A 25,244-nucleotide genomic window follows, 5' to 3' on the forward strand; every position below is an offset into this window, starting at 1 on the left:
GCGAAACGCCCCGCTTTTCGTATCTGTGATCGGCCTCGAAATCAGTTGGCGGTCTTCGCCTTGTCCTGCTCTTCCTTGAGCTTCTTGGCGAAGTCCTCGTTGTTCTTGGCGACGAACTCCTGAAGCTTCTTCTGGCGGTCCTCGATGTCGGACTGCTGCAGCGGCGGACCGTCGAACGCGGCCGTGAAGCCGTTCAGCGATACCTTCACCGGGTTGGCCTGGTTCTGCGAGTTGACCGAGGTAAGCGTCAGTTCGGTGCCCTTCTTGAAGGACGAGACGAGCTGGTCGGAAAGCTGGGCCTCGGCAATGCAGCGGTCGGGGAAGCAGAGCACGTATTCCAGCTTCTGCGCCTTGCCGCCGTCGATCTGCAGGCCGATGCCGGGAGGCACGAGGCGTCCGCTCGGCACGGTGACCTGGAAGACCTTGCGGTTCACCTTGCCCTTGAGCTCGAGCAGGCTGATGCCCGTGACCACCTGGCCGGTGCTTGCCGTCATGATGTTCTGCACGTTGCAGATATCGACGTCTTCCTGCTTGGCGCAGGCCTTGAACCAGCCCTTCGGAAGCTGCTGCTGTTGCTGCTGCGCCGCTGCCGGAGCAAGCCCGGCGGCGAGCACGCCCACCACACCGGCGGCCATCACCGAGATACGGTATGCGTCGGTTTTCAGGCTTGTCATCTGGATCGTTTCCTCTCAACTGATCGGGCACGGCGGCTGCCGGGTCGTTTGCGCTACCTGTTGCCCAAATGAGGCAACAGGATGACTTAGGCACCGCGTCTACACCGGTGCGCCCCGCGAATCCAGCCCGGCTGCGCCTTTTCGGGCGCTGCCGCCAGCGCACGCTTCGCCGTGATAGTGTTCGGTCCGCGAATCAAAGCCGGCAGCGGCTGCTGGAGACAATGATGCAACGCATGCTTTTCGGCCTCATCCTTGCGCTTTCGGCCGCATTCGTCGGCGATGGCGCGCGGGGCGAACCGAGACACGCCATTGCGATGCACGGCGACGCCGCCCTGCCGGCCGACTTCACCCACCTGCCTTACGCGAACCCGGATGCGCCGAAGGGCGGCACGGCAAACTATGCCTGGATCGGCACGTTCGACAGCGTCAACCCGTTCATCGTCCAGGGCAGCGGCGCGCGCGGCAGCCTCGACCTCGTCTTCGGAAACAACGTCTTCGAAACGCTGATGATGCGCTCCGCCGACGAGCCCTTCACGCTCTATCCCCTGCTGGCCAAGACGATCGAGACCGACGACGAACGCAGCTTCGCCGAGTTCACGCTCGACGAGCGCGCGACCTTCTCCGATGGCGAGCCGGTCAAGCCCGAGGACGTCGTCTTCACCTTCGAGCTGCTCGCCGAGAAGGGTTATCCCCGCTACGCCGTCACGGCGTCCAAGATTGCCAGTGTCGAGACGGTCGGCGAGCGCGGCGTGCGGTTCACCTTCAAGCGGCCCGACCGGGAGCTTCCGCTGATCCTCGGCCTGTTCCCGGTCCTGCCCAAGCACGCCATCGACCGCGAGACGTTCGACAAATCCACGCTGAAGCCGATGATCGGCAGCGGGCCCTATCGGCTGGAGGCGGTGAAACCGGGCGATGCCCTCACCTTCCGCCGCAACCCCGACTACTGGGCGAAGGACATTCCGTCGAAGACCGGATTCGACAACTACGACACGATCACGCTGACCTATTTCCGCGACGAGAATGCGATGTTCGAGGCCTTCAAGAAGGGCCTCGTCGACGTCTTCCTCGAGGAAAACAGCGGACGCTGGACGAGCCAGTACGATTTCCCGGCGGTTTCGCGCGGCGACATCGTGAGGGACACCATCAGGACGAGACTGCCTTCGGGCATGCTGGGCATCGTCTTGAACACCCGCAGGCCGGTTTTCGCGGACCCCAGGCTGCGCGCTGCGCTGGTCGGCCTGTTCGATTTCGAATGGGCGAACCGGACGCTCTTCGCCGGAGCCTACACGCGCACCCGCAGCTTCTTCGACAACTCCGATCTGTCGTCCGCCGGACAGCCTGCGCGCGCGAGCGAGCGCGCGCTGCTGGCTCCCTTCCCCGGCGCGGTGGCGCCAGACATCATGGCGAACGGATGGGCACCGCCCAAGTCCGACGGCAGCGGGCTCGACCGCGCCTTCATGCGGGTCGGCTTCGACCGGCTGAAGGACGCCGGCTACGCGCTGAAGGACGGTCGCCTGATCGCACCGGACGGACGGCCGGTCGCTTTCGAGATCATGCTCAAGAGCAACGAGAACCAGCAGGTCGCCGTCGCCTATCAGCAGACCCTGGCGAAGCTCGGCATCGTCGTGTCGATCCGCTCGGTGGACTCCGCGCAGTTCATCGCCCGACAGAAGGACTACGACTTCGACGCGATGTTCTTCAACTATACCGCGTCGCTCTCGCCAGGCGTCGAGCAACTCGGCCGCTGGGGCTCGGCGGCAAGGGACAAGCCCGGAACATTCAACTATGCTGGCGTCGCCGATCCGGCGGTCGACGCGATGATCGAGGCGCTGATCAATGCCCGCACCCGCGAGGAGTTCACGAGCGCCGTGCGGGCATACGATCGTGTTCTCCTGAGTGGCGCCTATGTCGTGCCGCTCTACTTCAAGCCGGAACAGTGGATCGCCCGCTGGAGCCGCATCGAGCGGCCGCAAACCGTGCCGCTGCAGGGCGCGCAGCTGCCGACCTGGTGGCACGCCCGGAACTGAAGGATGACGAAATGACCGACCAGCAGGCAATCAGGGTGGACGTCGTCTCCGACGTCGTCTGTCCGTGGTGTTTCCTCGGGCAGAAGCGGCTCGACCAGGCCATCGCGGCCTCCGGCGTCGATGTCGCGGTCCACTGGCGGCCGTTCCAGCTCGACGCGACCATTCCCGCCGGGGGCATGGACCGCAAGGCCTACATGAACGCCAAGTTCGGCAGCGAGGAGCGCGTGCGCGAAGCGCATGGTCGGCTCGAGGCGCTCGGCCAGGCCGCCGGCATCGACTACGCATTCGATGCGATCACGGTCTCGCCGAACACGCTCGACGCGCACCGCACCATACGTTGGGCGGGTTCTGCCGGGCCGGAGGTGCAGAACCGCTTGGTCAGGGGGCTTTTCAGCGCCTATTTCGAGCGTGGGCTCAACATCGGCGACCCTGCCGTCCTGGCCGACGCCGCGGCCGCCGCCGGAATGGACCGCAGCGTGGTCGAGAGCCTGCTCGCAGGCGACGCGGACCGGGATGCGGTTTCAGAGGAAGCCGCGACCGCCTCGCGCATGGGCATCACCGGCGTCCCCTGTTTCCTCTTCGAAGGAAAATATGCCGTGATGGGCGCGCAGGAGGCATCCACCCTGACCGATGCAATCCGCCAGATCGCGGCAGCAAAGGCGCGGGGCGAACTGGACGCGGCCGGCTGACGCCGCTCTGGCCGGAGCCCGCCGGCCAGGCGTCTAGCGGGCGGCCACCGAGGTCGCGCCCGATATCCAGGCCCACCACTGCTTCTCGCTGCCGTGGAAGACGTTGAGGTCGATCTTTCCGTCCACGCCGTGCGAAAGTCCCGACCCCGAGTACTGCCAGAACACCCAGTCGCGGCCCGGATACCGCTTGGAGGGGTGCGCGGCGACCGACCGCAGCCAGAACGGATAGTCCTTGAACTCGCCCTTCAGGTTGTCGTCGTAGAAGTCCGGGGCCGTATAGATGACCGGCCGTTGTCCGTAATGCGCCTCGAGCCGGTCCATGAAGACCTGCATCTTCTCGATGATCTTGGCGCGGGGCAGCCGCCGCTTGCAGCTCGAATGCGCGTTGTACTCGACGTCGATGACCGGCGGCAGCGCGCCTTCGACCCGCGGCACGTTGCGGATGAACCAGTCGGCCTGCTCGCTGGCGACGCGGCACCAGTAGAAGAAGTGATAGGCACCGCGCTTGAGGCCGGCCTGATGCGCCTCGCGCCAGTTCTTCTTGAACATCGGATCGAGGTGGTCGCCGCCGTCGGTCGCCTTGATGTAGACGAAGTTGGCTCCCTGCGACTTCAGCTTGACCCAGTCGATGTCGCCCTGCCAGCGCGAGACATCGACGCCGTGCACGGCGTAGTCCTTTGGAGAGACCTTCCCGAAGTTGATCGGCTTGGCGTCGCTGAAGCGGTGTCGCACCACCTTGCCGCGCGCGATCGGCCGGTCCGGCACCGAGAGTGCAACCTGCTCGGTGGCTTCGACCGCCCTCGCCTCGCTGCCGCCTACGAGCGCGCTCGGCTTCACCGGAGGCATCCCCGCGTCGGCATTGGCGGAGACGTCCATCACGACCGCGACGTCGGCCTGCGCCGTTTCACTGACCGGTGAACTCGGGCGTGGAATTGCGCTGGTGATCTCCTTCGACGGAGCCAGCCTGTCGAGGCCGAGACTGTCGATGCCGGAACTCGACGTACAGCTGGCGACGCCGACAGCCGAAAGACCCAGCCAGGCCAGGAGGACAAACGAACGCATGAATCCCCGTACACGATACTAGCGGAGGCAGGCTGGACGCCTGACGCCTCTCCGGATTCGAATCGCTAACGGGAAAATGCCAACAAAGTTTAAATCAAATCGTTAATGCCGGCGCGCGATCGAGGAGCGCGCGCGCCGGAGGCGCCGCAACAAGCGGGCTGTTCCGTCACAGGCAAAGGCTGCACGTCTTGCTTGCGGCGATCACATGCGCCGGCGGGATCAGCCGCTTCTCTATCGCGCGGCGGCGGTCGCGTTCCAGCATGTCGCGCAGATCGCCCGGGCGCACGCCGTCGCGCGCCATCACCATCTGCACCATCGGATCGCCCAGCAGGTCGTCCAGTGCCGTCATCGTAGCCTCGGTCATCTTTCGCCTCCTCGAAAGCACCCCGCAGTCGATAGATAGGCAGGCAAAGGTGACGGGCCAATGATCGTTAGGCGGCAATGTTGTGACTTTTTGGGCGATCCGGCTCCCTTGTTGGTGGAATTACACGGCAAGCGCCGGCGCTTGCCGTGCCGGACGGTCAGGCGGTCGCGATGTAGGTGCGGATCTCCTCCGCCTCGCGCTCGACGTCCTCGATGCGCTTCTTCACGACGTCGCCGATCGAGATGATGCCGTCGAGTTGCCCGTCCTTCTCGACCGGAAGGTGACGGAAGCGCCCGCGCGTCATGATCTCCATGACCTCGTTGACGGTGTGGTTCTCGTTGCAGATGTTGACCTTGGGGGTCATCACGTCGCGCACGATGAAGTCGAGGCCGGCGGCGCCTTCCTTGCCGATCACGCGCACGATATCGCGCTCGGAGATGATGCCGACCACCTTGCGGTCGCCGTTGGTGACGACGAGCGCGCCGATGCGGCGCTCGGCGAGGAGCCTTATCGCTTCGGACAGCTTTTCGTTGGGTCCGAGTGTGACGACATCATGCCCCTTGGCCTCGAGAATTGCTTTGACGGTCACGGCGTCCTCCACTGTTGTCGTTTCGTTGTCGAATGATCGCCCTCTCCTCGCCGGCAATCGTGCAGCCGGAACGAGGCCAATTCAAGAAAAATAGCAGGGTCGGACCGCGTCGCAGTCCGTGCTGTCAGGCCGCGGGGCGGCGGTCGAACGCCGAAATGAAGAAGAATCCGACGATGAAGCCGCCGATATGCGCTTCCCAGGCGATCTGGCTCTGCTGGCCGGGCTCGAACCCGACCAGGCCGGTGACGAGGTTTATCACCATCCAGACGGCAAGGAAGGTGACGGTGCCGCGCATGCGCATCACCTGCGGAATCGACAGCACCGGCCCGCCGAAGGCCGGGCGGCCGGACGACCGATCGATGCGGAAGCCAAACCTGGCGGCCGCGCCCATCATGCCCGAGATCGCGCCGGAGGCCCCCACCAGCGGCGCCTGGCTCGTCGGATAGATCATGTAGTGGAGACCGGCCGCGGCCAGCGATGCGACAATCCAGAAGAGCACGAAGCGCACCGCGCCTAGGCGGTTTGCCAGCGGCGAGCCGAAGGCGGCCAGCCAGATCATGTTCACGGCGACATGCTCTAGACTGCCGTGCAGCAACGAATAGGTGACAGGACCTGCGAGCAGCAGGAAATCGAGCTGTCCGTGCCCGCTATAGTGGATAGGAACGAAGGCGGCGTAGTGAAACAGCCAGTCACGCCGCTGAGGATCCATCAGGTAGTCGCTGATGACGTAAGCCGCGACGCAGATCGCGATGAACGCGATGACGACGCCCGGGAGATTGAAGACGGGCTCGCGGCGCGGCGGACCGCCCGCGGATTCCGGTTCCATGTGTCTGGGCGTTTCCGGCTGTTCGGTCATGCGCCGCGATTCTGTGGAGACATTTCCCGCCTGTAGTCGAGGACTATCCGAATCACAAAGGAAAAGCCGCGGGTGATTCTGGGCGGACGTGGTGAACGGCCATACAAAAATGCCGCCCGAGGTTGCCCTCGAGCGGCTGGTCGAGTCCCCAAACTCTCCCCAGAAATAGACCGGAAGTGCTGCCCAAGCCCCGGATGTTGTATTTCACGGTCGTATCCGCAGGGCAATGTAAACCCTTAGTTAACCTTAACGTCCCTCCCCCGTGAACAAGCCAAATGTGGGCTGGCACGCATCCTGCGACGCCCGGCATGTAGGTCCAAGGAGGGCGCCATTCTGTTCGGCGTTGGCACACACCCGGACCGGACGGACGGAGCATCTGGCATGAAGCAGGACGGATCCATTGCACTATTCCAGTATTGGAACGACCTTCGCGGCAAGAGGCCTGCACCGAAGCGCACGGAGGTCGAGCCGGCGCACATAAAGACACTGCTCTCGGACACGTTCATCCTGGAACGGGACATGAGCGGCAAGGCCATCTTCAGGCTGGCGGGTACACGCGTCTGCGCCAATTTCGGACGGGAACTGAAGAGCCATTCTTTTGCCTCGCTGTGGCGAGACAGCGACCAGCGCCTTGTCGGTCGCCTCGTCCAGGGCGTGTTCGACGCGGACAATGTCGTCGAAGTCACGTTTGAGGGCCTGAGCCGCAATGGCCGCACCAATCCGTTCGAGATGATCGTCCTGCCGCTTGACGGCGGTGTCGACAATCCGCGTTGCCTCGGCGCCGTCTCGGCCGTCGAGAAGCCGTTCTGGCTGGGCGCGGACCCGATCGTGGCATCGGCGATCGCGTCGTTCCGGGTGATCGATCCCGACAACGAACCCGACCTGGCGCGGCCGCGCGCCGCGATCGAAGTCCCTGCTCTGTCGCCCTCGGACCTGTCGGCGGACGTCGACGGCGGCGCCGCGGCCGGCCCGCGGCGCATCCGCCACCTGCTGGTCCTCGACGGCGGCCGGGACTAGGACATCGAGCGCACGCACCTCAAGTCGCCTGGAGCCGCGCAAACGGGCGGAATTGCATAGGCTTTTGGTGGTCCGGCTTACAGCTTATTAACCTCTGCGGCACTAATGTTCGCTGAGCGAATTCGCGCTTGCGAAGCCGTTCCAGCGGAGGCCGGGAATAAGCAATGAGGTCAGCGGCAATCGATCATGCGCCGGCCGGGGCCGAAAGGCGGAGCTTTCAGCGCGTCCGCGTGAAGATCTACGGCCGCTTCATGCTCGAGGATCGCTCCGAACATCCCTGCCAGGTGATCGACATGTCGCCTGGCAACGTCTCGTTCCGCACCGACCGCATCGGCCAGCCCGGCGAGAAGATCATCGCCTATATCGATCACATCGGCCGCGTCGAGGGCGTCGTCACCCGCACGCTGCAGGACGGGTTCGCAATGACGGTCCTGGCCTCGGACCGCAAGAAGGACAAGCTTGCCGCACAGTTGACCTGGCTGGCCAACAAGCACGAGCTCGACCTGCCGGAAGACCGCCGCCACGAACGCGTCGCGCCGCGCAATCCGATGAGCGTCCTGCATCTCTTCGACGGCCGTCAGTATCCATGCCGCATCATCGACCTTTCGTTGTCGGGCGCGGCCATCGAGATCGAGGTGAAACCCGCCATCGGCATCCAGGTGACACTCGGCACGATGCGCGGTCAGGTCGTGCGGCACTTCGAGGACGGCCTTGCCATCGAGTTCGCCGTCATCCAGCGGCCGGAGTCGCTCGACGCGGAATTCGGCGGCCGCCTCTCCTGATTTCTTCGTTTTTTTGAGATTTGCGATCGCGCGTGTGGCTGTCCGTGCGCCGTCGCCGGGCGGCCGAAAGCCCTGCCGCGCCTGATCCTGACGGCTGATCACACAGGCCGTTAACCAGCCTTGCTGGGTGATTTGTTCGCAATTCTTTACAACTAGTTCTTGATTTTATTCAACATTCCAGCCTCGCCTTTGCGTGGAATAAATCGCCGCCTGTCATGATCCCCGACGATGAGGGAGACATGACATGACGCAGAGGACGGGGACGCCGCTGCTTGTTGCGCTGGCGATCGGGTTTGCCGCCTGGACCGGCGCCGCCAATGCCGGGACGGCGTTCATGCCGACAGGCGGGCGGACGTCGCAGCCGATTGGCCACTACGAGTTGTGTGAACGCGAGCCCGGCGAATGCCGCCAGAGGACCCCCAGGCAGGCGCCGGTAGAACTGTCGCGCAAGCTCTGGTCGGCCATGATCCGGATCAACAACGCGGTCAACAACGCCGTCGACCCCCGCACCGACATGGAGATGTGGGGCGAGGAAGAAGTCTGGTCCTACCCGACGAATGTCGGCGACTGCGAAGACTACGCGCTGGAGAAGCGCCGCAGGCTGATGGCCATCGGCGTGCCGGCCGGCGACCTGCTGATGACGGTCGTGCGCCAGCCGAACGGCGACGGGCACGCAGTCCTGACCGTCAGGACCAGCCGCGGCGACTTCATCCTGGACAATCTGGAACCGCGCGTCCTGGCATGGTCGGAGACGCCCTACACCTACCTGAAGCGGCAGTCGGAGCGGAACTCGGGCGCCTGGGTCTCGATCGAAGACAGCCGGGCCACGGTCGCGGTCGGCAGCGTCAGGTAGGCGATATCGAGGCCCGGTAACGGGCTTCACTGGAAGGATCCGGTCGAGTCCCCACCCTACCCGTCCCCGACGACCGGGTTCAGGAGCCGGCCCCTTGTCCCGGGGCCGGCTCCGCCTTCAGGCGGCCGGCTTCAGGTCCGCCATGAACCGCTTGGCGTTCTGCACATAGTGTTCGGCAGAAGCCCGCAGCCCGGCGACGGCGGCTTCATCCAGCGTCCGAATTGCCTTCGCCGGCGATCCCACGATCAGAGAATTGTCAGGAAAGACCTTGCCCTCGGTGACGAGCGCGCCGGCGCCGACGAGCGAGTTGCGGCCGATCCTGGCGCCGTTCAGCACGATCGCGCCCATTCCGATCAGGCTGTTGTCGCCGATCACGCAGCCATGCAGGACGGCGCGGTGGCCGACAGTGCAGCCGTGTCCGATGACCAGCGGGAAGCCGACGTCGGTGTGCATGATGGTGTGCTCCTGCACATTGCTCGCATCGCCGATCTCGATCGGTTCGTTGTCGCCACGGATCACCACGCCGAACCAGACCGACACGTCGCGCCCGAGCCGGACCTTACCGATCAGCGTCGCGTCGGGTGCGATCCAGTTGCTTGCGCGGTCGGCGAAAGACGGTTGTGTGTCGTCCAGCGCGTAGATCGGCATCGTTCCTCCGCAATCATGCTCCGGGGGTACTTAGGAGGTTACCGGCGCGGCTGGCAAGGCGCCGGCGGCAGGCGTCTTTACTCGCCATTTACCATGACGGGTCCAGTTTCCCGAAAAGGCACAGGGGTGAGATTCCCAGCGGGCATTCAATGGCGCAGGCCACAGACGTCTACCGATCGGATCCGGGCAGGATCGACGCACCCTTCATGAAGAAGGTGTTTTATGTGTTCGCACTGCTCGCGTTTCTGTCGCTTGGCGTCAGCCTCGGCGGCAAATGGCTCGGGCGGTCGATCGCGCTGGCCGGGCACACCGATGATCCGACGTTGCACGAGGTGGTCATCGGGAACGACGTCGTAGCGGCACCCGCCAACGCAATCCGCTTCGATCGCCAGCGGCGGGACGGCGTGACGGACCGCCTCGATCTCTATCTTCGGTGGCCTGCCCTCGACGGCTACAGCGACGCCGCGCGCGACGACTTCAATCATGCGCAAGGCAGCCGCAACATCGTCTTCGTCTCGTTCGAAGAACGCATCATGTCGCGCGACATGAGCGGCCGCCTCGATCCGATCTATGCGTCGATGCTAATGCAGCCGGGAAAGCCCGGGCCGGGCGGCGTTGTGCTCTACGCGTTCGACGGACGTTCGGGCTACATGAACGAGGTGCTTGCCGTCGCCGGACTGGATGGCGGGGAACGGTTCGTGGCCCGCTGCCTGGAGGGTGAAAGCGCCGAGGCGTCTCTGGCGCCGTGCGAGCGCGACATCCACGTCGGCCGGGGGCTCAGCCTTACCTACCGTTTTCCCCGGCATCTACTCGAAGACTGGAAGACGCTCGATGCCGCGATCCGGGCCAGGGCGGCATCGATGCTGAAGACAGCGGACTGACCCGCCGCAATCCGCCTAGAGGTCGATGTCGAGGATCGCCATCGAGAAGTTGTAGTCGCCGTCTTCCTCGTCCTTGTAGACCAGACCGATGAACTCGTCGCCGACGTAAACTTCAGCCGAATCCTCCTTGCGGGGCCGTGCCTTGACATCGATGGTCGGGTTCTGGAACACGCGCTTGAAGTACGCGGTGAGCTTCCTGATTTCTTCCGGCTTCAAGTTGGTTCTCCGGTTGGTGTGCGGGTGGCCGCGTACCGGCCCCGCAGGGACTGCCCCTGCCCTCGCTGATGGGACGCGCTTCTTGCATGCAGGGGCGGGCGTGTAAAGGCCGGCGGACAGCGGCTTCCACGCCCTGCCTGAGGTCGCGACAGCGCTCAGATGTCGAATGAAACCACCTGTTCCATGCTTTGCGACGGCAGCAACTGGTCCATCTGGCGCGACGGGTGATCGCAGCCGCTTTCGCCGACGACGCGCGCCGGTACGCCGGCGACGGTCTTGTTGTGCGGCACCGGCGCCAGCACGACCGAACCGGCCGCAACCTTGGCGCAATGGCCGATCTCGATGTTGCCGAGAATCTTGGCGCCCGCCCCGATCAGCACGCCCTGGCGAATCTTGGGGTGGCGGTCGCCGCCGGCCTTGCCGGTTCCGCCGAGGGTGACGCCGTGCAGGATCGACACGTCATCCTCGATGACCGCCGTCTCGCCCACAACCAGGCCGGTCGCGTGATCGATGAAGATGCCCTTGCCGATTCGCGCCGCGGGATTGATATCGGTCTGGAATACCGACGACGACCGGCTCTGCAGGTAGAGCGCGAAATCCCGGCGTCCCTCGTTGTAGAGCCAGTGCGCCAGGCGATGCGTCTGCACAGCATGGAAGCCCTTGAAGTAGAGCACCGGCATCATGAAGCGGTCGCAGGCGGGGTCGCGGTCGTAGTAGGCCTGGATGTCGACCCGGACGATCGAACTCCACTCCGGATTGGCCTTCAGCATCGCCCTGAAGCTCTGGCGGATGATGTCGGCTCCGAGGTCCTGGTGCGCCAGCCGCTCGGCGAGGCGGTGGATGACCGCGTCTTCCAGGCTCTCCTGGTTGAGGATAGTGGCATAGAGGAAGGCGGCAAGAAGCGGATCGCGATCGACGGCTTCCTTGGCCTCGTCCAGCACCGCGTTCCAGATCGGATCGACTGGCTTGATGCTCTGCCCGCGGGCTACGCTGAGACTGTTCATCGATATGCTCCCGTTGCCGATCGGCGATATCAGCGGTTGCTATAGGGCAATTGCCGTCGCGATTGAACTCAATTTTCCTTAGTACTCCTTCAAATGGAATTGGTTCACGGGGATTCAAGGCGCCATGGCAAAGGAACCCTTGATGGACGAGGCGCTGAAAGGCGAACTCGCCGCGCTGTACCGGCAGCCCGGCCGCCACTACCACGGGCCGGCCCACATCTCGGCGCTGCTGGCCTTGGCCGACGAACACCGCGCCGAGCTTGCCGACCCTGAGGCGGTCGTCGCCGCGATCTGGTTCCATGACGCCGTCTACGACAGCCGGCGCGCCGACAACGAAGCCAGAAGCGCCGCGCTTGCCGCCGAGAAGCTCGCCGGCAGGACGTCGCCCGGACGCCTGGCGCGCATCGTGGCGATGATCGAGGCGACGGCGACGCACGGGCCGCCGCACTCGTCCGACGATGCGACCATACGCGACGCCGCGCTCTTTCTCGACATGGACCTGTCGATCCTCGGCGCGGCACCCAACGCCTTCGACGCCTACGAGGACGCGGTGCGCCTGGAATATGGCTGGGTCGACGACAAGGCATGGGCCGAAGGTCGCGCCGCCGTCCTGCGGACCTTTCTGCTGCGTCCGGCGATCTACCGGACCGAATCGTTCAGGAACCGGTACGAAGCACAGGCGCGGCGCAACATCGAACGCTCGCTGGCCGCCCTCGCCGGCTAGCCTTGCGGGCCGCCTTTCCTGCGCCGGCGCTTTTCCCACCAGACCGACATGCGCCGCCGCCGGCGGCGCGCCCAGGCGACGTCCTGCGACAGGACGAGCGCACCCAATGGAATCATCCAGAAGCCGAGCACCGGCAGGAACCCGAACGTGCCAAGCACGATCAGCGAGCTGCCGATGGTGATTCTGAGCGGCTTGGAGTGCGGCAGGTGGATGGCACGGCCTAGGACGTGCACTTTCCGGCGCGGCGGCGGGCTGTTGTCGCTGGCGTCTTCTGTCATCGCGGCCGCACGGTTCGTCCACTCAGCGGTTCTTTGCGTCTGCGGGCAGGCGTGTCCCGCATCGGATCGCTGCATATGATGCGATTTCGCTGAAATTGCGAGCTTGCATCCGAAACGCCGTTGCAAAAAGTTCCCTTCGCCCCTTTGCAAACGCGAAAGGTGTGCTATAGGCACCCCCGCGTTCAACGCGAGCCCGTTCCCTGATAGCTCAGTTGGTAGAGCGTTCGACTGTTAATCGAATGGTCGCAGGTTCGAGTCCTGCTCAGGGAGCCAATACCACCAGCCGCAAACCCTACCAAATCCGCCATTCCCGGCCTCCTATTGACGTACACACTTGGCAAGTGCAGTGATCTTGCGCAACAAACTGTGTAACAAATGAGCCCGGCGGATGCGCCGAGCAGGCCCGCCGAAGCCCCACAAGCGAGACGGCACCTGGTATCTCATCAGACGCGTTCCGCGGCTTTTTCCGCGCTGGATCAACGCGGCCTCGTCCGCATCTCGACAGGCATTGCCGTTGCCGATGACCCGCGCGTCATCCGCGCTGGCGACGTCGTCAGCGGGTCGAAAGATCTCTTGGTGTGACGACACTAAATCGCGCTCGGTATACCCCGCGGCGAGTGTTTTTGAACCCGCCCCCGACGCTTCTAGGACCATCTTGTGGTTATAGAAGAAGGCTCCCCCGGTCTCTGGAACGCCGCTCAAGAGCGAGCGTACCCAGCCTGCGGAGGAGCCCGTCACCTCATCCGGCACATCCGGAGAAGCCAAAGCTTCGAGCCGGCCTACGGAAGGGCTGGTCCGAAACATAGACGACGAGGCCACCGACAGCAACCAGACGATCGCCCCGGCGTCTCTTTGCTAAAACTCTGGCGCGCCGCCTGTCGCTCGCCAGGGCGAGTTCCTGTATGCTTGTCGGAAAAATGGGAGAACCGCACCGCGGGTCAAGCGTCTGGGTGTCCCGGCGGTGACACCGTGACCAGTCGATTGGACATCACTTATTTGAGGGTGTCGGTCGTCGCTGCAAATGACCGTTTTTACACCGAGCTGCTCGTCGCTCACAGAATCTGGTCCATCTGAACGACAGCTTTGGGCAATCCGGACGTTTGGACAAAAGCTTGCCTGCGCCTGAAACCGGACGGTTGGGTGGCCGCCAGCTGGCAGCAGAAATGCGCCCTGGTTTCGGTCGTGGAGGTTACTTTCCGGTTGCCTATTGGAAGACATCTCCGGTGGCCGCACTTGAGGTTGTGGTTGGGCCAAAACTGCTATTCCGGATCGTCCGTAAGTATCTCGCCGTTTACCGGGAAAGGCTGCCGCATCCAAATCCGGGCAGAGATGCCCGAGTGTGGTCGGCCTGCGCGTTGCAAAATGCGGTCGCGTACCGTGGCAACGGGCGCCGTCGATCTCAAGACAGCGCCAACAGGCGATTTATTGAAGCCTTAACCCCGCTCAATTAACCATTTGGGCCGTGAGGGGACGATTCCTGTGCTGAAATATGCGCGTCACATGGTGCTGCCCTATGCTCGAACTGGCAGCAGCGTAAAGCCGGTCGACCCGATCGAGTTGGTGGCCCAATCCAGTGTGGAGGCGGGTGTGCGGGAGCGCGACTGGCTAGTCCCCGCAACCGTGATGACAGCCGGCCTGGGCCTCGCCGCGCTGCTGCTGATGCCCGTCGCCGGCTACGACCAAATCCCCGACTATTTCAGCCGCTTCCTCCACTGGATGTACTTTATGTTCTTCGGCGGCATGCTGCTGCTGATCCTGTACATGGTCAGGCTGTGGCGAGCCGGCGTGAAATCGCCGATCGCGCATCTGAAAGCCAATTTGCTGACCGGGAGCGGGCTGCGGCTGCTGGCCGCGGTCGCGGGGGCCATGCTGGGCGGCATCGACATGCTGTTCTTCATGTGGATCAAGCCCGAGGTGACCGCAGTCTCCCCCTTCTGGGCGGACGCCATGCTGGCCAATGTCGACCATGCCATCTTCCGTACCGATCCGTGGCGGTTCTTCGAGGGGATGGATCTGACGTTCCACGCCTGGGCGTACAGCTTCTTCTGGGCATTCGCGGTCATGGCGACAATGATCTGGCTGCTGGCGCAAAGGCCGTCGGCGGCGCGCTCGGCCTCACTGATCAGCTATTTCGCGCTGTGGTCGATCTTCGGGCCGATCGGGCAATATTTCTTCTCCTCGGCCGGGCCGATCTTCTACGATCGACTGGCATTCGGGTCGCGGTTTGACGAACTCATTGCCAACCTGCCCGATGTGACCCTGAAGGTGTCTGGCTATCTTTGGACACACCACGCCACCGGGACGCTCGGGGTAGGAGCCGGCATCTCGGCCATGCCGTCGCTGCATATTGCGACAGTTGTCTGGATTTACATCGTTTTCCGCAGCGTGCGTTCGCGCGTTGCGCCGTTTGCGGCTGCCTTTGCAGTTTACATCTGGGCGTTGTCGGTTGGCCTCGGCTGGCATTATGCAGTGGATGGGATCGTCGGCGCCGCCGGAGCGGTCGCCAGCCAGTGGCTATGTTCGATCTACCTCAGGCGAATGGCGAGAAAAGCAGATGCAGAAGAGCCCGTCTTCGCAGCCAGCTAGGTTGTCGCTCCGTGGCGAGATGGACCCGCCCGGCAGCCTCGCCTGGCTACCAAGCGTTGCGCAAAGGTGCTTACCATCCTTGGGACTACCAGTCACTGCAGCAGGCATCGCAGCGTTACATGCGCAACCATATGCACTCTTCTTGCAGACTTATGCTGGCGATGGTCCGGCTTGCCGGGCCGATTTCGCTCTACATGGCGCGCTGGCGCAACCGATCCGATCGCATGTTCGGCAATTCGTCGTGCATCTGAGACCTGGCGGTCACCGGTTGCCGGTCACGCAGAATGGCGTGGGGGAATTTCGGCGACAGAATGCGGAGGAAGGATACGACTGACATCTGCCACGCGAATGTCGAAGTGGATGGCGAGGCGGTCGTAGCGCGTAGCGGTCACTAGACTTCCCGAAGCGCGCTTGCGAGTTGCAGGGCAAAGCGCGCCGATGCGACAGGCAGGCTTCGCCCGCGCATCTGGCCAAGGATAAGGTTGCCGGGTTGCAGGTCGCGCTCGGAGATCGGCCGAAACAGCATCGAGCCGTCGCCGGGATCCTTGAGGCCGATGGGGATCTGGAAACCGATCACGCCCTCGTGCAGCACATAGTGCCGGATGAAGTCGAAGCTTTCGGTTTCAACGACGGGACTGACGCGGCGTGTGCCGCGCCGCGCGGCGAAGTCGAGCAGGTGCCTGACGCCATACTGCGCCGACGGAGCGACATGCGGCATGTCCAGGCAGTCGCGAAGCCGCAGTTCCGTCTTCTGGGCCAGCGGATGGTCGGAGCGCATGACGACGTTCACCGTCTGCGGGACGACATGCACAACCTCGAAGTCGACCAGATAGACGGGCTCGAAGACCAGCGCGAGATCGCTTGAATAGCTGGCCAACTCCTGTTCCGCCTGCGCGCGGTCGCGCACATTGACGGAGAACGTCACCCCGGGGTGCTCGGCCCTGTAGCGTGCGATCTCGCGCGGCAGGAAGTAGGGCAGGACGGCCTGCGAGCAGGCGATCGACACATGCCCGCGCCGCTCACCGGACAGGTCGGCCACCTGGCCTTGCACGCGCGATAGGTCGGAAAGCGCCGCGCGGTAGTGGTGCAGCACCAACTCGCCGGCCGGATTGAGACGGACGCCGCCCGGCAGGCGTTCGAACAATTCGGCGCCGAACTCGTCCTCGAAGCGGTTGATGCGACGGTTCAAAGCCGACGCCGTGATGTTCATGTCCTCGGCGGCCTTGCGCATCGATCCGGCGCGCGCCACCGCCTCGATCAGACGGAAGGTTTGCAGGTGCTTCAAGGGACCGACTCCGTGGGTGGTGCATTTTTTGCACCGGCTCGGTGAAATCATAGCAATTTTCGTGAACGGGAAAAGCTGCAAGCTGGCGGGTGCACTGCACAAATCCAGGTGTCAGCCCAAGCCATGACGATCGAACACCTTCCCTTCACGCTCGGCTCGCTCAAGCAGGCCTACTCGAAGGGCATGCACCCCGAGGCGGTGGTGAAGGAGGTCTTCCGTCGTCTCGACACCGTCTCGGATCCCGGCATCTTCATCCACGAAGCGCGCGAGGAGGCGCTGGTCCAGGCGAAAGCGTTGGGCAGCCTGGACGAAAGGCCGCTCTGGGGCATCCCGTTCGTCGTGAAGGACAATATCGACGTCGCAGGCATGCCGACCACGGCTGCCTGTCCTGACTTCGCCTATCTCGCCGAGGCCGACGCCTTCGTTGTCGCGAAGCTGAGGGCGGCCGGCGCGATCTGCGTCGGAAAGACCAACCTCGACCAGTTCGCGACCGGGCTTGTTGGCGTCCGCACGCCCTATCCGGCGCCGCGCAACGCGCTCGATGCCGATATCGTGCCGGGCGGTTCCTCGTCGGGCTCGGCGGTTGCCGTGGCGCATGGAATTGCCGCCTTCGGGCTCGGCACGGATACGGCAGGCTCCGGCCGCGTGCCCGCGGCATTGAACGGAATAGCCGGGCTGAAGCCGACACTGGGCGCGCTGTCCGCCACGGGGATGGTACCTGCCTGCCGCACGCTGGACACGATTTCGATCTTTGCGATGACGGTGACCGACGCGTGGGAGGTCTATGAGACGGCAGCCGGCTACGATCCCGAGGACGCGTATTCGCGCAGACTGGCGCAACCGCGCCTGTCGCCGATGCCGCCGGTTCCGCGCATCGGCGTGCCCGACGCCGCGACGCTGGAGACCTTCGGCGATGTTGTCCAGGCGGACCATTTCCGCTCGACCCTCAACAGGCTCCAGACGAACGGCGCGACGCTGATCGAACTGGACTTCGAGCCCTTCTACGCCGTGGCGCGGTTGCTCTATGAAGGCGCCTGGGTGGCCGAGCGGGTGGCGGCCGTCGGCCCGAGGTTGACCGAAAGGCCCGCGACCCTTCACCCGACCACGCGGCTCATCCTCGAGCCCGGCCTGAAACTCTCGGCCGTCGATGCGTTCCAGGGCATCTACAGACTGAAGGCGCTTGCCCGCATCTGCGACGAGCGGCTTGCAGCGGTGGATGCACTCTGCGTGCCGACCGTCCCGACCTTCGTCACCCTTGGCCAGATCGCCGCCGATCCGGTCGGCCCGAATTCGCGGCTCGGCACCTACACCAACTTCGTCAACCTGCTCGACATGTGCGGCGTTGCGGTCGCGACAGGGGAGCGCGCCGATGGCCGTCCGGGAAGCGCAACCTTCCTTGCGCCGGCCGGTCGCGATGGCCTTTGCGCGTCGCTCGCCGCTTCAGTCGAAGCGGGCAAGCTAGGCGCCACCGACTGGCGCATACCATCTCGGAAGCTGCCGGTTTCGGAGGTCGGCCCGGACGAGATCGCGCTTGCCGTCTGCGGCGCGCACATGTCCGGGTTGCCGCTGAACCGCGAGTTGACCAGCCGCGACGGCCGTTTCCTGCGCGCCTGCCGCACCGCGCCGGTCTACGGCCTGCATGCACTGCCGGGAGGTCCGCCGATGCGGCCGGGACTCGTGCGGCGGTCGACCGGCGGCCACGCGATCGAGGTCGAGGTCTGGGCGCTGCCCAGGCAAAACTTCGGCGATTTCATCGCCGCGGTCCCGGCGCCGCTCTGCATCGGCACGGTGGCGCTCGACGACGGCTCGCTGGTCAAGGGGTTCCTTTGCGAAAGCCATGGCGTATCGGGCGGCGTCGACATCACGGGCTTCGGCGGCTGGCGTCCATATCTCGAACGCGGCAGCCACCCACGCGAAGGGGGGGACGTGGCCCGTGCTGTCTGAGATCCCGGTCATCGACGTCTCTGCCCTGGTTGCCGGCGATCCGCACGGCGCCGCGGCGGCAGCCGCCGAGATTGCCGCGGCCTGCCGCGACATCGGCTTCTTCTACGTCGTCGGTCACCCGGTACAGCCTTCGCTGATGAGCCGCGCCTTTGCTGCTTCCGCTGTCTTCTTCGACCAGCCGGATGCGGCGAAACGGTCGGTTCTCTATACCGCGGCCGGCAATCGCGGCTACGTGCCGATGAGAGGCGAGGCGCTTGATCCGGGCCGCCCGGCCGACTTGAAGGAGGCATTCAACATCGGCCTCGAACTGCCGCCGGACGACCCGGAACTGGTCGCCGGCCGCATGTTCCGTGCCAGCAACCGGTGGCCGGGACTGGCGGGTTTTCGCGACACGATGCTCGCCTATTTCGACGCCTGCCACGGGCTCGGTCGAATGCTGCACCGAGCCTTCGCCCTGGACCTGGGCCTCGCGCCGGGCTTTTTCGAGAACAAGCTCGACCGCCCGATGGCCGTGCTTCGACTGCTGCACTATCCGCCGGCGACGGCGCCGGTCGAGGCAGGCCAACTCGGCGCTGGCGAGCACACCGACTATGGTTGCGTCACGCTGCTCACCACCGACGGCGTCGGTGGGCTCGAGGTACGCACACGCGCCGGCGAGTGGCTGAAGGCCCCGCATGTGCCGGGCGCCTTCGTCTGCAATATCGGCGACTGCCTGATGCGCAGGACCAACGATATCTACGCCTCGACCCCGCATCGCGTCGTCAGTCCCTCTGGTCGCGAACGCTATTCCATCGCATTCTTCCTCGATCCCAATCCCCACGCCGAAATCGCGTGCCTGCCCGGTTGCGCCAACAAGGAGCGCCCGCCACGCTACGCACCGATCCGCGGCGATGCATTCCTGGCAAGCCGTCTGTCCCCCACCTACGAGAAATCCGGACTCTCCTCGACGTCCAAGACAGCGAGGGCAGGCTAGCGATGCGGACGAAGAACGCACCTCTCGCATCTCCGGTCAGGCCCGGACGCAGCGGCGACGCAACCGGATCGATCGACAGTCGCCGCACTCCACTTTCCAGGGGCAAGCGCCGCTCGCCCCTCACCTTCCTCCCGATACGGGACGTGGCACGGGCTTTGCCCCTTCCCGGAAGAAAGACCGGCCGCCCGAGGGGCGGGCCGGGACGCAACTCTAGCCGCTGGAGCCTCCCATGTTCACATCGTCACTGACCAGACGTTCGCTACTCAAGGCCGGCGCCGCCGGCATCGCCGCCTCTGCGCTACCCATGGGCCTGGCGCGTGCGGAAAATCCCATCGTTCTCGGGGCGGTCTATGTCGGCCCGCGCGACGACTTCGGCTGGAACCAGGCCCATGCGGTCGCCATGGAGGTCCTCAAGCAGGTGCCCGGGGTCACGGTCGTCGAGGAAGAGAACGTGCCGGAGACGGACGCAGCGTCCAAGTCGATGGAATCGATGATCAACCTCGACGGCGCCAACCTCGTGCTGGCGACGTCGTTCGGCTACTACAACCCGTTCGTCGTCGAGATGGCGAAGAAGTATCCGGACGTCCAGTTCCGCCACGCCGCGCCGCTCTGGAAGGAAGGAGACCCCGTCAACGCCGGCAGCTACTTCTGCTACCTCAACCAGGCGCACTACGTCGATGGCGTCGCGGCCGGCCTGTCGACCACTTCCAACAAGATCGGCTTCGTTGCAGCGAAGCCCATCCCATCGGTCCTCTCCAACATCAACTCGGTGCTGCTCGGCGCGAGGAGCGTCAACCCGGACGCCACCGTGCAGGTCATCTTCACCGGCGAGTGGTCGATGCCGGTGCGCGAAGCGGAAGCCTCCAACGCACTGATCGACGCCGGCGCCGATGTCATCACCTGCCATGTGGACGGCCCCAAGGTTGTCGTCGAGACGGCGGAATCGCGCGGCGTGAAGAGCTGCGGCCACAACGCCAGCCAGGCGCCGCTTGCGCCCAAGGGCTTCATCACCGGGGCCGAGTACAAGTGGGAAACGATCTACAAGATCTACGCCGACCTGCTGGCCAAGGGCGAAGCGCTGCCGAACTTCATCGCCGGCGGCTACCACAACGACATGATCCGCAACACGCCCTATGGCGCCGGCGCGACGCCGGAGGCGATCAAGGCCGCCGACGCGGCCATCGAGGGGCTGAAAGCCGGCAAGCCGATCTACGTCGGCCCGCTCAAGGACAACACCGGCAAGGTCGTGATCGAGGGCACCAAGGACAACTACGATCCCGAACTCGACGGCATGGGCTACCTGCTCGACGGTGTCCAGGGCTCCATCACCTGACCGTTCTCTGGCGGCCGGCGATTTTTCCGCCGCCGGCCGCATCGATCGTGACGACCTCTCACGGAAAGGTTTCGGGATGACAATGTCGGAAGCCGGAGAATTGCAAGGCAGGGGAGACGCGCCATGACGGCAGTCGTGACATCCCCGTCGATCGAGCGCGGCGGCCTCAGCCCGCGCGGCATCCGCATGATCGAAGCCGTCGCCATTCCGGTCGGCGCGTTGCTGGTGTCGGCCGCGCTGTTCTCGGTCTTCCTGCTCCTGCTCGGCAAGTCGCCGGTCACCTTTTTCACCCTTATCTGGACCGGAGGCTTCGGCAGCGCCTTCTCGATCCAGAACACGCTGCAGCGCGCCGCGCCGCTTATCCTGACCGGCCTGGCCTTCGCCATTCCCGCTCGCATCGGCCTCACTTTGCTCGGAGCCGAGGGCGCACTGGTGCTCGGCGGGTTCGCCTCGGCCGCGATCGCCATTCCGCTCGTCTCGGGTGGATGGCCGTCCGTGATCGGACTGCCGATCATGGCGCTGGCGGGGATGACGGTCGGCGGCGTCTGGATCGGGATCGCCGGTTGGCTGCGCCACTATCGCGGAGTCAACGAGACAATCTCCTCCCTGCTGCTCGGCTACATCGCCATCGCGATCATGAACTTTTTCGTCGAAGGCGTGCTGCGTGACCCGGCCTCGGCCAACAAGCCGTCCACCATGCCCATCGGCGACGCCTACCGCATCGGCCCGATCCCCGGCACATCAGTGCATTGGGGGCTGGCGGCGGGGCTGGCACTCGCCGTCGCACTCTACATCCTGATGTCGCGCACCACCTTCGGCTTCGCAGCGCGCATGACCGGCGGCAATGTGCGGGCCGCGCAGGCGCAGGGCCTGCCGGTTGGCCTGCTGGTGGTCGCATGCTGCGCCATCGCTGGCGCATGCGCGGGGCTCGCGGGCTTCTACGAGGTCGCCGCCATCCACGGCCAGGCGAACGCCTCCCTCGTCGCCGGCTACGGCTTTACCGGCATCCTGGTCGCTTTCCTGGCACGGCAGAACCCGCTCGCCATCGTTCCGGTCGCCATCCTGTTCGGCGCGCTCGACGCGGCGGGCGGGCTGGTACAGCGACGCATGGGGATGCCCGACGCAACCGTGCTCGTGCTGCAAGGCATCATCTTCGTCGTGCTGCTGGTCAGCGAAACCTTCTACGGCCGGATTCCCTTTTTGCAGCCGAAGCGCGAAGGAGGCCGATGATGAGCCAGTCCGAAATCTTCATCGTTGTGATCGCCATGATCGGCGGTGCAATCCGTGTCTCGACGCCCTTCATGTTCGTGGCGCTCGGCGAGTGCCTGACTGAGAAGTCCGGCCGCATCAATCTGGGGCTGGAAGGCAACCTTGTTCTCGGCGCGATGGTCGCCTACGCCGGTTCCTACACGACCGGCAGCCCGTGGCTCGGTGTGCTCTTCGCGGGGCTTTCCGGCCTCGTGCTCGGAGCCATGCACGGCTACATCTGCAAGCTGCCCAAGGTGAACGACATCGCGGTCGGCATCGCCTTCATGAGCTTTGGCACCGGCCTCGCCTTCTTCTTCGGCAAGCCCTATATCCAGCCCACCGCCCCGCGCCTCGAGGCGATCCCGCTCGGGGGCTGGTCGAGCGACCCTTCGATCGCCCAGGCACTCCAGGTCAATCCGCTGTTTTTCGTCGGCATCGCGCTCGCCGTGTTCCTGTGGTGGGCTTTTGCCAACACGCGGCTCGGCCTGATCGTGCGAATGACCGGCGACAGCGCCGCCTCGGCGCGCGCCATGGGCGTATCCGTCGACCTGGTCAGGCTGCTCTCGACGGCTGCCGGCGGCTTTCTCGCCGGTGTCGGCGGTGCGTTCCTGTCGCTCTTCTATCCGGGCAGCTGGAACGAAGGACTGTCGTCCGGACAGGGCCTGATGGCGGTCGCGCTTGTCATCTTCGCACGCTGGGACCCGCTGCGCTGCGTCCTCGCGGCATTGCTGTTCGGCGCCGCCGGCGCGCTTGGACCGGCTCTGCAGTCGATCGGCGTCAGCCAGGGCTACTACTTCTTCAACGCGGCGCCCTACATCCTGACCCTTTTCATCATGATCGCGTCGGCCCGTTCGAAAAGCGCGGCGCGCGATGCGCCGGGCGAGTTGTCGATCGTCAAGTGAGGAACTTGCAATGAGGTTGCAGATGACGCTGGTGGACGAACGGATCGAAGCGGCTCTCGTGCCCAACGCGGTCACCCTGGAGGCCGATCCCTATCCATGGCCGTTCGACGGCGATTTCGGGCCACACAACACCTGCCTGGTCGTGATCGACATGCAGACTGATTTCTGCGCGCCGGGCGGATACGTGGACTCGATGGGATACGACATCTCGCTGACGCGGGCGCCGATCGGGCCGATCCAGTCCGTCCTTTCCGCGATGCGGGCGAAGGGGTACCCGATCATCCACACGAGGGAGGGGCACAAGCCCGACCTTTCCGACCTGCCGCCCAACAAGCGCTGGCGTTCGCAGCGCATCGGCGCGGGTATCGGCGACCAGGGACCGTGCGGTCGCATCCTGGTTCGCGGCGAGCCGGGCTGGGAGATCATCCCCGAGCTTCAGCCGGAGCCCGGCGAGGCGATTATCGACAAGCCGGGCAAGGGCACCTTCATCGCGACCGATTTCGAACTGGTGCTTCGCATGAAGAACATCCGCAACATTGTCTTCACCGGCGTCACCACGGATGTGTGCGTGCACACGACGATGCGCGACGCGAACGACCGCGGCTACGAATGCCTGCTTCTGGAGGACTGCTGCGCGGCGACCAAGGTCGAGAACCACCTCGCCGCTATCGACATGATCAAGATGCAAGGTGGCGTGTTCGGCGCGGTGGCCAGTTCAGAGGCACTGCTGGAGGCGTTGCCATGAACCTCGCCACGGAGATCCCCGCCGACGCAGTGCCGCTAAGGGCTCCTTCGCTCGAAACGGTCGGCATGACCAAGATCTTCGGGCCGCTTGTCGCGCTCGACGACGTGTCCATCAAGGTGAAGTCGGGATCGTTCCATGCGCTGCTCGGCGAGAACGGCGCCGGCAAGTCGACGCTCGTCAAATGCATCATGGGCTTCTACACGTCCGATCGCGGCAGCGTGATGCTCGACGGGCAGGAGGCGCGGATCAGGAGCCCCCGCGACGCACGCGACCTCGGGATCGGCATGGTCTACCAGCACTTCACCCTCGTGCCCTGCCTGACCGCCGCCGAGAACCTGGTCATCTCGCGTGCAGACGCGCCCGCCATCTTCGACTGGAAGAAGGAGAAGCCCCGGCTCGAGTCCTTCATGGACCGGATGCCGTTCCGCGTCCGCCTGAACGAACCGGTATCGGGACTGTCGGCCGGCGAGAAGCAGAAGCTTGAGATACTGAAGCTGCTCTACCTGGAGCAGCGCTTCCTGATCCTCGACGAACCGACTTCGGTGCTGACCCCCGGCGAGGCCGACGAGGTGCTTGGCCTGCTTGGCGACATGGCCAGGCGCGGCGAAGTCACCGTGCTGATGATCAGCCACAAGTTCCGGGAGGTGAAGGCGTTTTGCGACGGCTTCACCGTCTTGCGGCGCGGCCGCATGACAGGCGCGGGCGACGCCCAGGCTGCAAGTGTCGAAGAGATGAGCCGGATGATGATCGGCGACACCGAAGTGCGCGAGCGCGCCGAGCGACGAAAGCGCAACGAGGCGCAGACCGTGCTCGACCTTGCCGGCCTTTGCGCCGAGGACGGTGAGGGCCGCCCTGTCGTCAAGGCGCTCAATCTCAAGGTCAAGGCCGGTGAAGTCGTTGGCATAGCCGGCGTCTCCGGCAACGGCCAGAGCGCGTTGGTCGAGGTGCTGGCCGGCCAGAAGGAACTGACTGACGGCGGCATCTTCATCCACGGCAAGCCGTTCGAGCCGAAGCGCCGCGACTTCGATCGCTTCAAGGTGTTCGGCTTGCCGGAGGAACCGCTCAAGAACGCCACCGTCCCGCGCATGAGCGTGGCCGAGAACATCGCCTTCCGGTCCTACGACAAGCCGCCGATCGCCAATATGGGCTGGTGGCTCTCGCCCGGACCGATGCGAAAGAAGGCGGAGGAACTGATCGAACGCTACCGGGTCAAGACGACGTCGCCCGATTCCCCCATCGAGGCGCTGTCGGGCGGCAACGTCCAGCGCGCCGTGCTGGCGCGCGAACTCTCCGGCGATGTGGACGTGCTGATCGTCGCCAATCCCTGTTTCGGGCTGGACTTTGCCTCGGTCGCAGAAATCCGCGGCCAGATCATGGAGCAGCGCAACCGAGGCGCCGCCGTCCTGCTTGTCAGCGAGGATCTGGACGAGATCCTGGAGCTTTCCGACCGCGTGGCCGTGATGTCGGGCGGCACGATCAGCTACGTCGCGCCGGTCGAGGACACCGACCGCAACACGATCGGCCAACACATGGCCGGCGGCCAACATACGGCGGAGCATTGACC

At 64.9% G+C, this 25,244-nt stretch carries 26 protein-coding genes, 1 tRNA gene and 1 pseudogene; 17 read left to right on the plus strand and 11 right to left on the minus strand.

Annotation, left to right across the window (positions count from 1 at the left end; all coding sequences use genetic code 11):
• Positions 1 to 41: 41 nt before the first annotated feature.
• Positions 42 to 674 (minus strand): invasion associated locus B family protein, encoded by a 633-nt coding sequence (locus ABUE31_RS18430; RefSeq protein WP_367725171.1) that lies wholly within the window; start codon positions 672 to 674, stop codon positions 42 to 44.
• A 224-nt stretch (positions 675 to 898) separates the two neighbouring features.
• On the opposite strand from ABUE31_RS18430, the gene ABUE31_RS18435 reads away from it, so the two are divergent.
• Positions 899 to 2,701: an extracellular solute-binding protein gene (locus ABUE31_RS18435; protein WP_367725172.1), complete on the plus strand. Its 1,803-nt coding sequence runs from the start codon at positions 899 to 901 to the stop codon at positions 2,699 to 2,701.
• 11 nt (positions 2,702 to 2,712) lie between these two features.
• Positions 2,713 to 3,390 carry a DsbA family oxidoreductase gene (locus tag ABUE31_RS18440; RefSeq protein WP_367725173.1) on the plus strand — a complete coding sequence of 226 codons (678 nt, stop codon included), beginning with the start codon at positions 2,713 to 2,715 and terminating at the stop codon, positions 3,388 to 3,390.
• Positions 3,391 to 3,423: 33 nt separating this feature from the next.
• On the opposite strand, the gene ABUE31_RS18445 is transcribed toward ABUE31_RS18440, so the two are convergent.
• From ABUE31_RS18445 to ABUE31_RS18460, 4 genes are all read right to left on the minus strand, one after another.
• Positions 3,424 to 4,452, minus strand: coding sequence for a glycoside hydrolase family 25 protein (locus ABUE31_RS18445; protein WP_367725174.1), 1,029 nt, complete (start codon positions 4,450 to 4,452; stop codon positions 3,424 to 3,426).
• A gap of 166 nt (positions 4,453 to 4,618) precedes the next feature.
• Entirely contained in the window at positions 4,619 to 4,816 is a 198-nt protein-coding gene (locus tag ABUE31_RS18450) for a hypothetical protein (protein ID WP_367725175.1), read from the minus strand.
• A gap of 157 nt (positions 4,817 to 4,973) precedes the next feature.
• Positions 4,974 to 5,405: a CBS domain-containing protein gene (locus ABUE31_RS18455; protein ID WP_367725176.1), complete on the minus strand. Its 432-nt coding sequence runs from the start codon at positions 5,403 to 5,405 to the stop codon at positions 4,974 to 4,976.
• Positions 5,406 to 5,529: 124 nt separating this feature from the next.
• On the minus strand, positions 5,530 to 6,231 hold the full coding sequence (locus ABUE31_RS18460) for a rhomboid family intramembrane serine protease (RefSeq protein ID WP_367725177.1): 702 nt from the start codon (positions 6,229 to 6,231) through the stop codon (positions 5,530 to 5,532).
• A gap of 411 nt (positions 6,232 to 6,642) precedes the next feature.
• On the opposite strand from ABUE31_RS18460, the gene ABUE31_RS18465 reads away from it, so the two are divergent.
• The 3 genes from ABUE31_RS18465 to ABUE31_RS18475 all read left to right on the plus strand — a co-directional run bounded on the left by ABUE31_RS18465 (position 6,643) and on the right by ABUE31_RS18475 (position 8,913).
• On the plus strand, positions 6,643 to 7,278 hold the full coding sequence (locus ABUE31_RS18465; RefSeq protein ID WP_367725178.1) for a PAS domain-containing protein: 636 nt from the start codon (positions 6,643 to 6,645) through the stop codon (positions 7,276 to 7,278).
• A gap of 164 nt (positions 7,279 to 7,442) precedes the next feature.
• The gene (locus ABUE31_RS18470; protein ID WP_367725179.1) at positions 7,443 to 8,060 is read left to right on the plus strand and encodes a PilZ domain-containing protein; all 618 of its coding nucleotides are present in this window, start codon (positions 7,443 to 7,445) and stop codon (positions 8,058 to 8,060) included.
• Between the two features lie 244 nt (positions 8,061 to 8,304).
• The gene (locus ABUE31_RS18475; protein WP_367725180.1) at positions 8,305 to 8,913 is read left to right on the plus strand and encodes a transglutaminase-like cysteine peptidase; all 609 of its coding nucleotides are present in this window, start codon (positions 8,305 to 8,307) and stop codon (positions 8,911 to 8,913) included.
• A gap of 117 nt (positions 8,914 to 9,030) precedes the next feature.
• Here the strand turns inward: ABUE31_RS18475 and ABUE31_RS18480 are convergent, their stop codons facing one another.
• Positions 9,031 to 9,561, minus strand: a complete 531-nt coding sequence (locus ABUE31_RS18480; protein ID WP_367725181.1) for a gamma carbonic anhydrase family protein — start codon at positions 9,559 to 9,561, stop codon at positions 9,031 to 9,033.
• Positions 9,562 to 9,710: 149 nt separating this feature from the next.
• On the opposite strand from ABUE31_RS18480, the gene ABUE31_RS18485 reads away from it, so the two are divergent.
• Positions 9,711 to 10,442 (plus strand): hypothetical protein, encoded by a 732-nt coding sequence (locus ABUE31_RS18485; protein WP_367725182.1) that lies wholly within the window; start codon positions 9,711 to 9,713, stop codon positions 10,440 to 10,442.
• Between the two features lie 15 nt (positions 10,443 to 10,457).
• On the opposite strand, the gene ABUE31_RS18490 is transcribed toward ABUE31_RS18485, so the two are convergent.
• Both ABUE31_RS18490 and cysE read right to left on the minus strand, forming a co-directional pair.
• Positions 10,458 to 10,658, minus strand: coding sequence for a DUF3126 family protein (locus tag ABUE31_RS18490; protein ID WP_367725183.1), 201 nt, complete (start codon positions 10,656 to 10,658; stop codon positions 10,458 to 10,460).
• A gap of 155 nt (positions 10,659 to 10,813) precedes the next feature.
• Positions 10,814 to 11,662, minus strand: a complete 849-nt coding sequence (gene cysE, locus ABUE31_RS18495; protein WP_367725184.1) for a serine O-acetyltransferase — start codon at positions 11,660 to 11,662, stop codon at positions 10,814 to 10,816.
• Positions 11,663 to 11,786: 124 nt separating this feature from the next.
• On the opposite strand from cysE, the gene ABUE31_RS18500 reads away from it, so the two are divergent.
• Positions 11,787 to 12,386, plus strand: a complete 600-nt coding sequence (locus ABUE31_RS18500) for an HD domain-containing protein (RefSeq protein WP_367725185.1) — start codon at positions 11,787 to 11,789, stop codon at positions 12,384 to 12,386.
• On the opposite strand, the gene ABUE31_RS18505 is transcribed toward ABUE31_RS18500, so the two are convergent.
• Positions 12,383 to 12,664: a hypothetical protein gene (locus ABUE31_RS18505; protein WP_367725186.1), complete on the minus strand. Its 282-nt coding sequence runs from the start codon at positions 12,662 to 12,664 to the stop codon at positions 12,383 to 12,385. The two genes, ABUE31_RS18500 and ABUE31_RS18505, sit on opposite strands and share 4 nt — an antisense overlap.
• Before the next feature lie 197 nt (positions 12,665 to 12,861).
• Between ABUE31_RS18505 and ABUE31_RS18510 the strand changes: the two genes are divergently transcribed.
• A tRNA-Asn gene (locus tag ABUE31_RS18510) sits at positions 12,862 to 12,937 on the plus strand.
• Positions 12,938 to 12,982: 45 nt separating this feature from the next.
• Here the strand turns inward: ABUE31_RS18510 and ABUE31_RS18515 are convergent.
• The gene (locus ABUE31_RS18515) at positions 12,983 to 13,468 is read right to left on the minus strand and encodes a hypothetical protein (RefSeq protein WP_367725187.1); all 486 of its coding nucleotides are present in this window, start codon (positions 13,466 to 13,468) and stop codon (positions 12,983 to 12,985) included.
• A gap of 675 nt (positions 13,469 to 14,143) precedes the next feature.
• On the opposite strand from ABUE31_RS18515, the gene ABUE31_RS18520 reads away from it, so the two are divergent.
• Together ABUE31_RS18520 and ABUE31_RS18525 are read left to right on the plus strand one after the other, a co-directional pair.
• Entirely contained in the window at positions 14,144 to 15,250 is a 1,107-nt protein-coding gene (locus ABUE31_RS18520; protein ID WP_367725188.1) for a phosphatase PAP2 family protein, read from the plus strand.
• A 47-nt stretch (positions 15,251 to 15,297) separates the two neighbouring features.
• Positions 15,298 to 15,384 (plus strand): annotated as a pseudogene (locus tag ABUE31_RS18525) (hypothetical protein); the annotation flags it as partial.
• Positions 15,385 to 15,641: 257 nt separating this feature from the next.
• Here the strand turns inward: ABUE31_RS18525 and ABUE31_RS18530 are convergent.
• Complete coding sequence (locus ABUE31_RS18530; RefSeq protein WP_367725189.1) at positions 15,642 to 16,535, minus strand: LysR family transcriptional regulator; 894 nt, start codon at positions 16,533 to 16,535, stop codon at positions 15,642 to 15,644.
• Between the two features lie 123 nt (positions 16,536 to 16,658).
• Here ABUE31_RS18530 and atzF point away from each other — a divergent pair, with 123 nt between their 5' ends.
• The 7 genes from atzF to ABUE31_RS18565 all read left to right on the plus strand — a co-directional run bounded on the left by atzF (position 16,659) and on the right by ABUE31_RS18565 (position 25,242).
• Positions 16,659 to 18,479, plus strand: a complete 1,821-nt coding sequence (gene atzF, locus ABUE31_RS18535; RefSeq protein WP_367725190.1) for an allophanate hydrolase — start codon at positions 16,659 to 16,661, stop codon at positions 18,477 to 18,479.
• Entirely contained in the window at positions 18,469 to 19,452 is a 984-nt protein-coding gene (locus ABUE31_RS18540; RefSeq protein WP_367725191.1) for an isopenicillin N synthase family dioxygenase, read from the plus strand. The genes atzF and ABUE31_RS18540 overlap by 11 nt, the downstream gene beginning before the upstream one ends.
• Before the next feature lie 229 nt (positions 19,453 to 19,681).
• Positions 19,682 to 20,785: a BMP family ABC transporter substrate-binding protein gene (locus ABUE31_RS18545; protein WP_367725192.1), complete on the plus strand. Its 1,104-nt coding sequence runs from the start codon at positions 19,682 to 19,684 to the stop codon at positions 20,783 to 20,785.
• 123 nt (positions 20,786 to 20,908) lie between these two features.
• Positions 20,909 to 22,015, plus strand: coding sequence for an ABC transporter permease (locus tag ABUE31_RS18550; protein WP_367725193.1), 1,107 nt, complete (start codon positions 20,909 to 20,911; stop codon positions 22,013 to 22,015).
• On the plus strand, positions 22,015 to 22,935 hold the full coding sequence (locus ABUE31_RS18555) for an ABC transporter permease (RefSeq protein WP_367725194.1): 921 nt from the start codon (positions 22,015 to 22,017) through the stop codon (positions 22,933 to 22,935). Before ABUE31_RS18550 ends, ABUE31_RS18555 begins: the two co-directional genes overlap by 1 nt.
• Positions 22,936 to 22,978: 43 nt before the next feature.
• The gene (gene biuH, locus ABUE31_RS18560; protein ID WP_437344155.1) at positions 22,979 to 23,680 is read left to right on the plus strand and encodes a biuret amidohydrolase; all 702 of its coding nucleotides are present in this window, start codon (positions 22,979 to 22,981) and stop codon (positions 23,678 to 23,680) included.
• Positions 23,677 to 25,242, plus strand: coding sequence for an ABC transporter ATP-binding protein (locus ABUE31_RS18565; RefSeq protein ID WP_367725195.1), 1,566 nt, complete (start codon positions 23,677 to 23,679; stop codon positions 25,240 to 25,242). The genes biuH and ABUE31_RS18565 overlap by 4 nt, the downstream gene beginning before the upstream one ends.
• Positions 25,243 to 25,244 lie beyond the last annotated feature (2 nt).

The sequence above is a fragment of the Mesorhizobium marinum genome (assembly GCF_040813675.1).
Lineage (GTDB): Bacteria > Pseudomonadota > Alphaproteobacteria > Rhizobiales > Rhizobiaceae > Mesorhizobium_K > Mesorhizobium_K marinum.

Coding starts and splice junctions, on each gene's coding strand:
- ABUE31_RS18430 (WP_367725171.1), bottom strand. CDS start 674: ATGACAAGCCTGAAAACCGACGCATACCGTATCTCGGTGATGGCCGCC.
- ABUE31_RS18435 (WP_367725172.1), top strand. CDS start 899: ATGCAACGCATGCTTTTCGGCCTCATCCTTGCGCTTTCGGCCGCATTC.
- ABUE31_RS18440 (WP_367725173.1), top strand. CDS start 2,713: ATGACCGACCAGCAGGCAATCAGGGTGGACGTCGTCTCCGACGTCGTC.
- ABUE31_RS18445 (WP_367725174.1), bottom strand. CDS start 4,452: ATGCGTTCGTTTGTCCTCCTGGCCTGGCTGGGTCTTTCGGCTGTCGGC.
- ABUE31_RS18450 (WP_367725175.1), bottom strand. CDS start 4,816: ATGACCGAGGCTACGATGACGGCACTGGACGACCTGCTGGGCGATCCG.
- ABUE31_RS18460 (WP_367725177.1), bottom strand. CDS start 6,231: ATGGAACCGGAATCCGCGGGCGGTCCGCCGCGCCGCGAGCCCGTCTTC.
- ABUE31_RS18465 (WP_367725178.1), top strand. CDS start 6,643: ATGAAGCAGGACGGATCCATTGCACTATTCCAGTATTGGAACGACCTT.
- ABUE31_RS18470 (WP_367725179.1), top strand. CDS start 7,443: ATGAGGTCAGCGGCAATCGATCATGCGCCGGCCGGGGCCGAAAGGCGG.
- ABUE31_RS18475 (WP_367725180.1), top strand. CDS start 8,305: ATGACGCAGAGGACGGGGACGCCGCTGCTTGTTGCGCTGGCGATCGGG.
- ABUE31_RS18480 (WP_367725181.1), bottom strand. CDS start 9,561: ATGCCGATCTACGCGCTGGACGACACACAACCGTCTTTCGCCGACCGC.
- ABUE31_RS18485 (WP_367725182.1), top strand. CDS start 9,711: ATGGCGCAGGCCACAGACGTCTACCGATCGGATCCGGGCAGGATCGAC.
- cysE (WP_367725184.1), bottom strand. CDS start 11,662: ATGAACAGTCTCAGCGTAGCCCGCGGGCAGAGCATCAAGCCAGTCGAT.
- ABUE31_RS18500 (WP_367725185.1), top strand. CDS start 11,787: ATGGCAAAGGAACCCTTGATGGACGAGGCGCTGAAAGGCGAACTCGCC.
- ABUE31_RS18505 (WP_367725186.1), bottom strand. CDS start 12,664: ATGACAGAAGACGCCAGCGACAACAGCCCGCCGCCGCGCCGGAAAGTG.
- ABUE31_RS18515 (WP_367725187.1), bottom strand. CDS start 13,468: ATGTTTCGGACCAGCCCTTCCGTAGGCCGGCTCGAAGCTTTGGCTTCT.
- atzF (WP_367725190.1), top strand. CDS start 16,659: ATGACGATCGAACACCTTCCCTTCACGCTCGGCTCGCTCAAGCAGGCC.
- ABUE31_RS18545 (WP_367725192.1), top strand. CDS start 19,682: ATGTTCACATCGTCACTGACCAGACGTTCGCTACTCAAGGCCGGCGCC.
- ABUE31_RS18550 (WP_367725193.1), top strand. CDS start 20,909: ATGACGGCAGTCGTGACATCCCCGTCGATCGAGCGCGGCGGCCTCAGC.
- ABUE31_RS18555 (WP_367725194.1), top strand. CDS start 22,015: ATGAGCCAGTCCGAAATCTTCATCGTTGTGATCGCCATGATCGGCGGT.
- ABUE31_RS18565 (WP_367725195.1), top strand. CDS start 23,677: ATGAACCTCGCCACGGAGATCCCCGCCGACGCAGTGCCGCTAAGGGCT.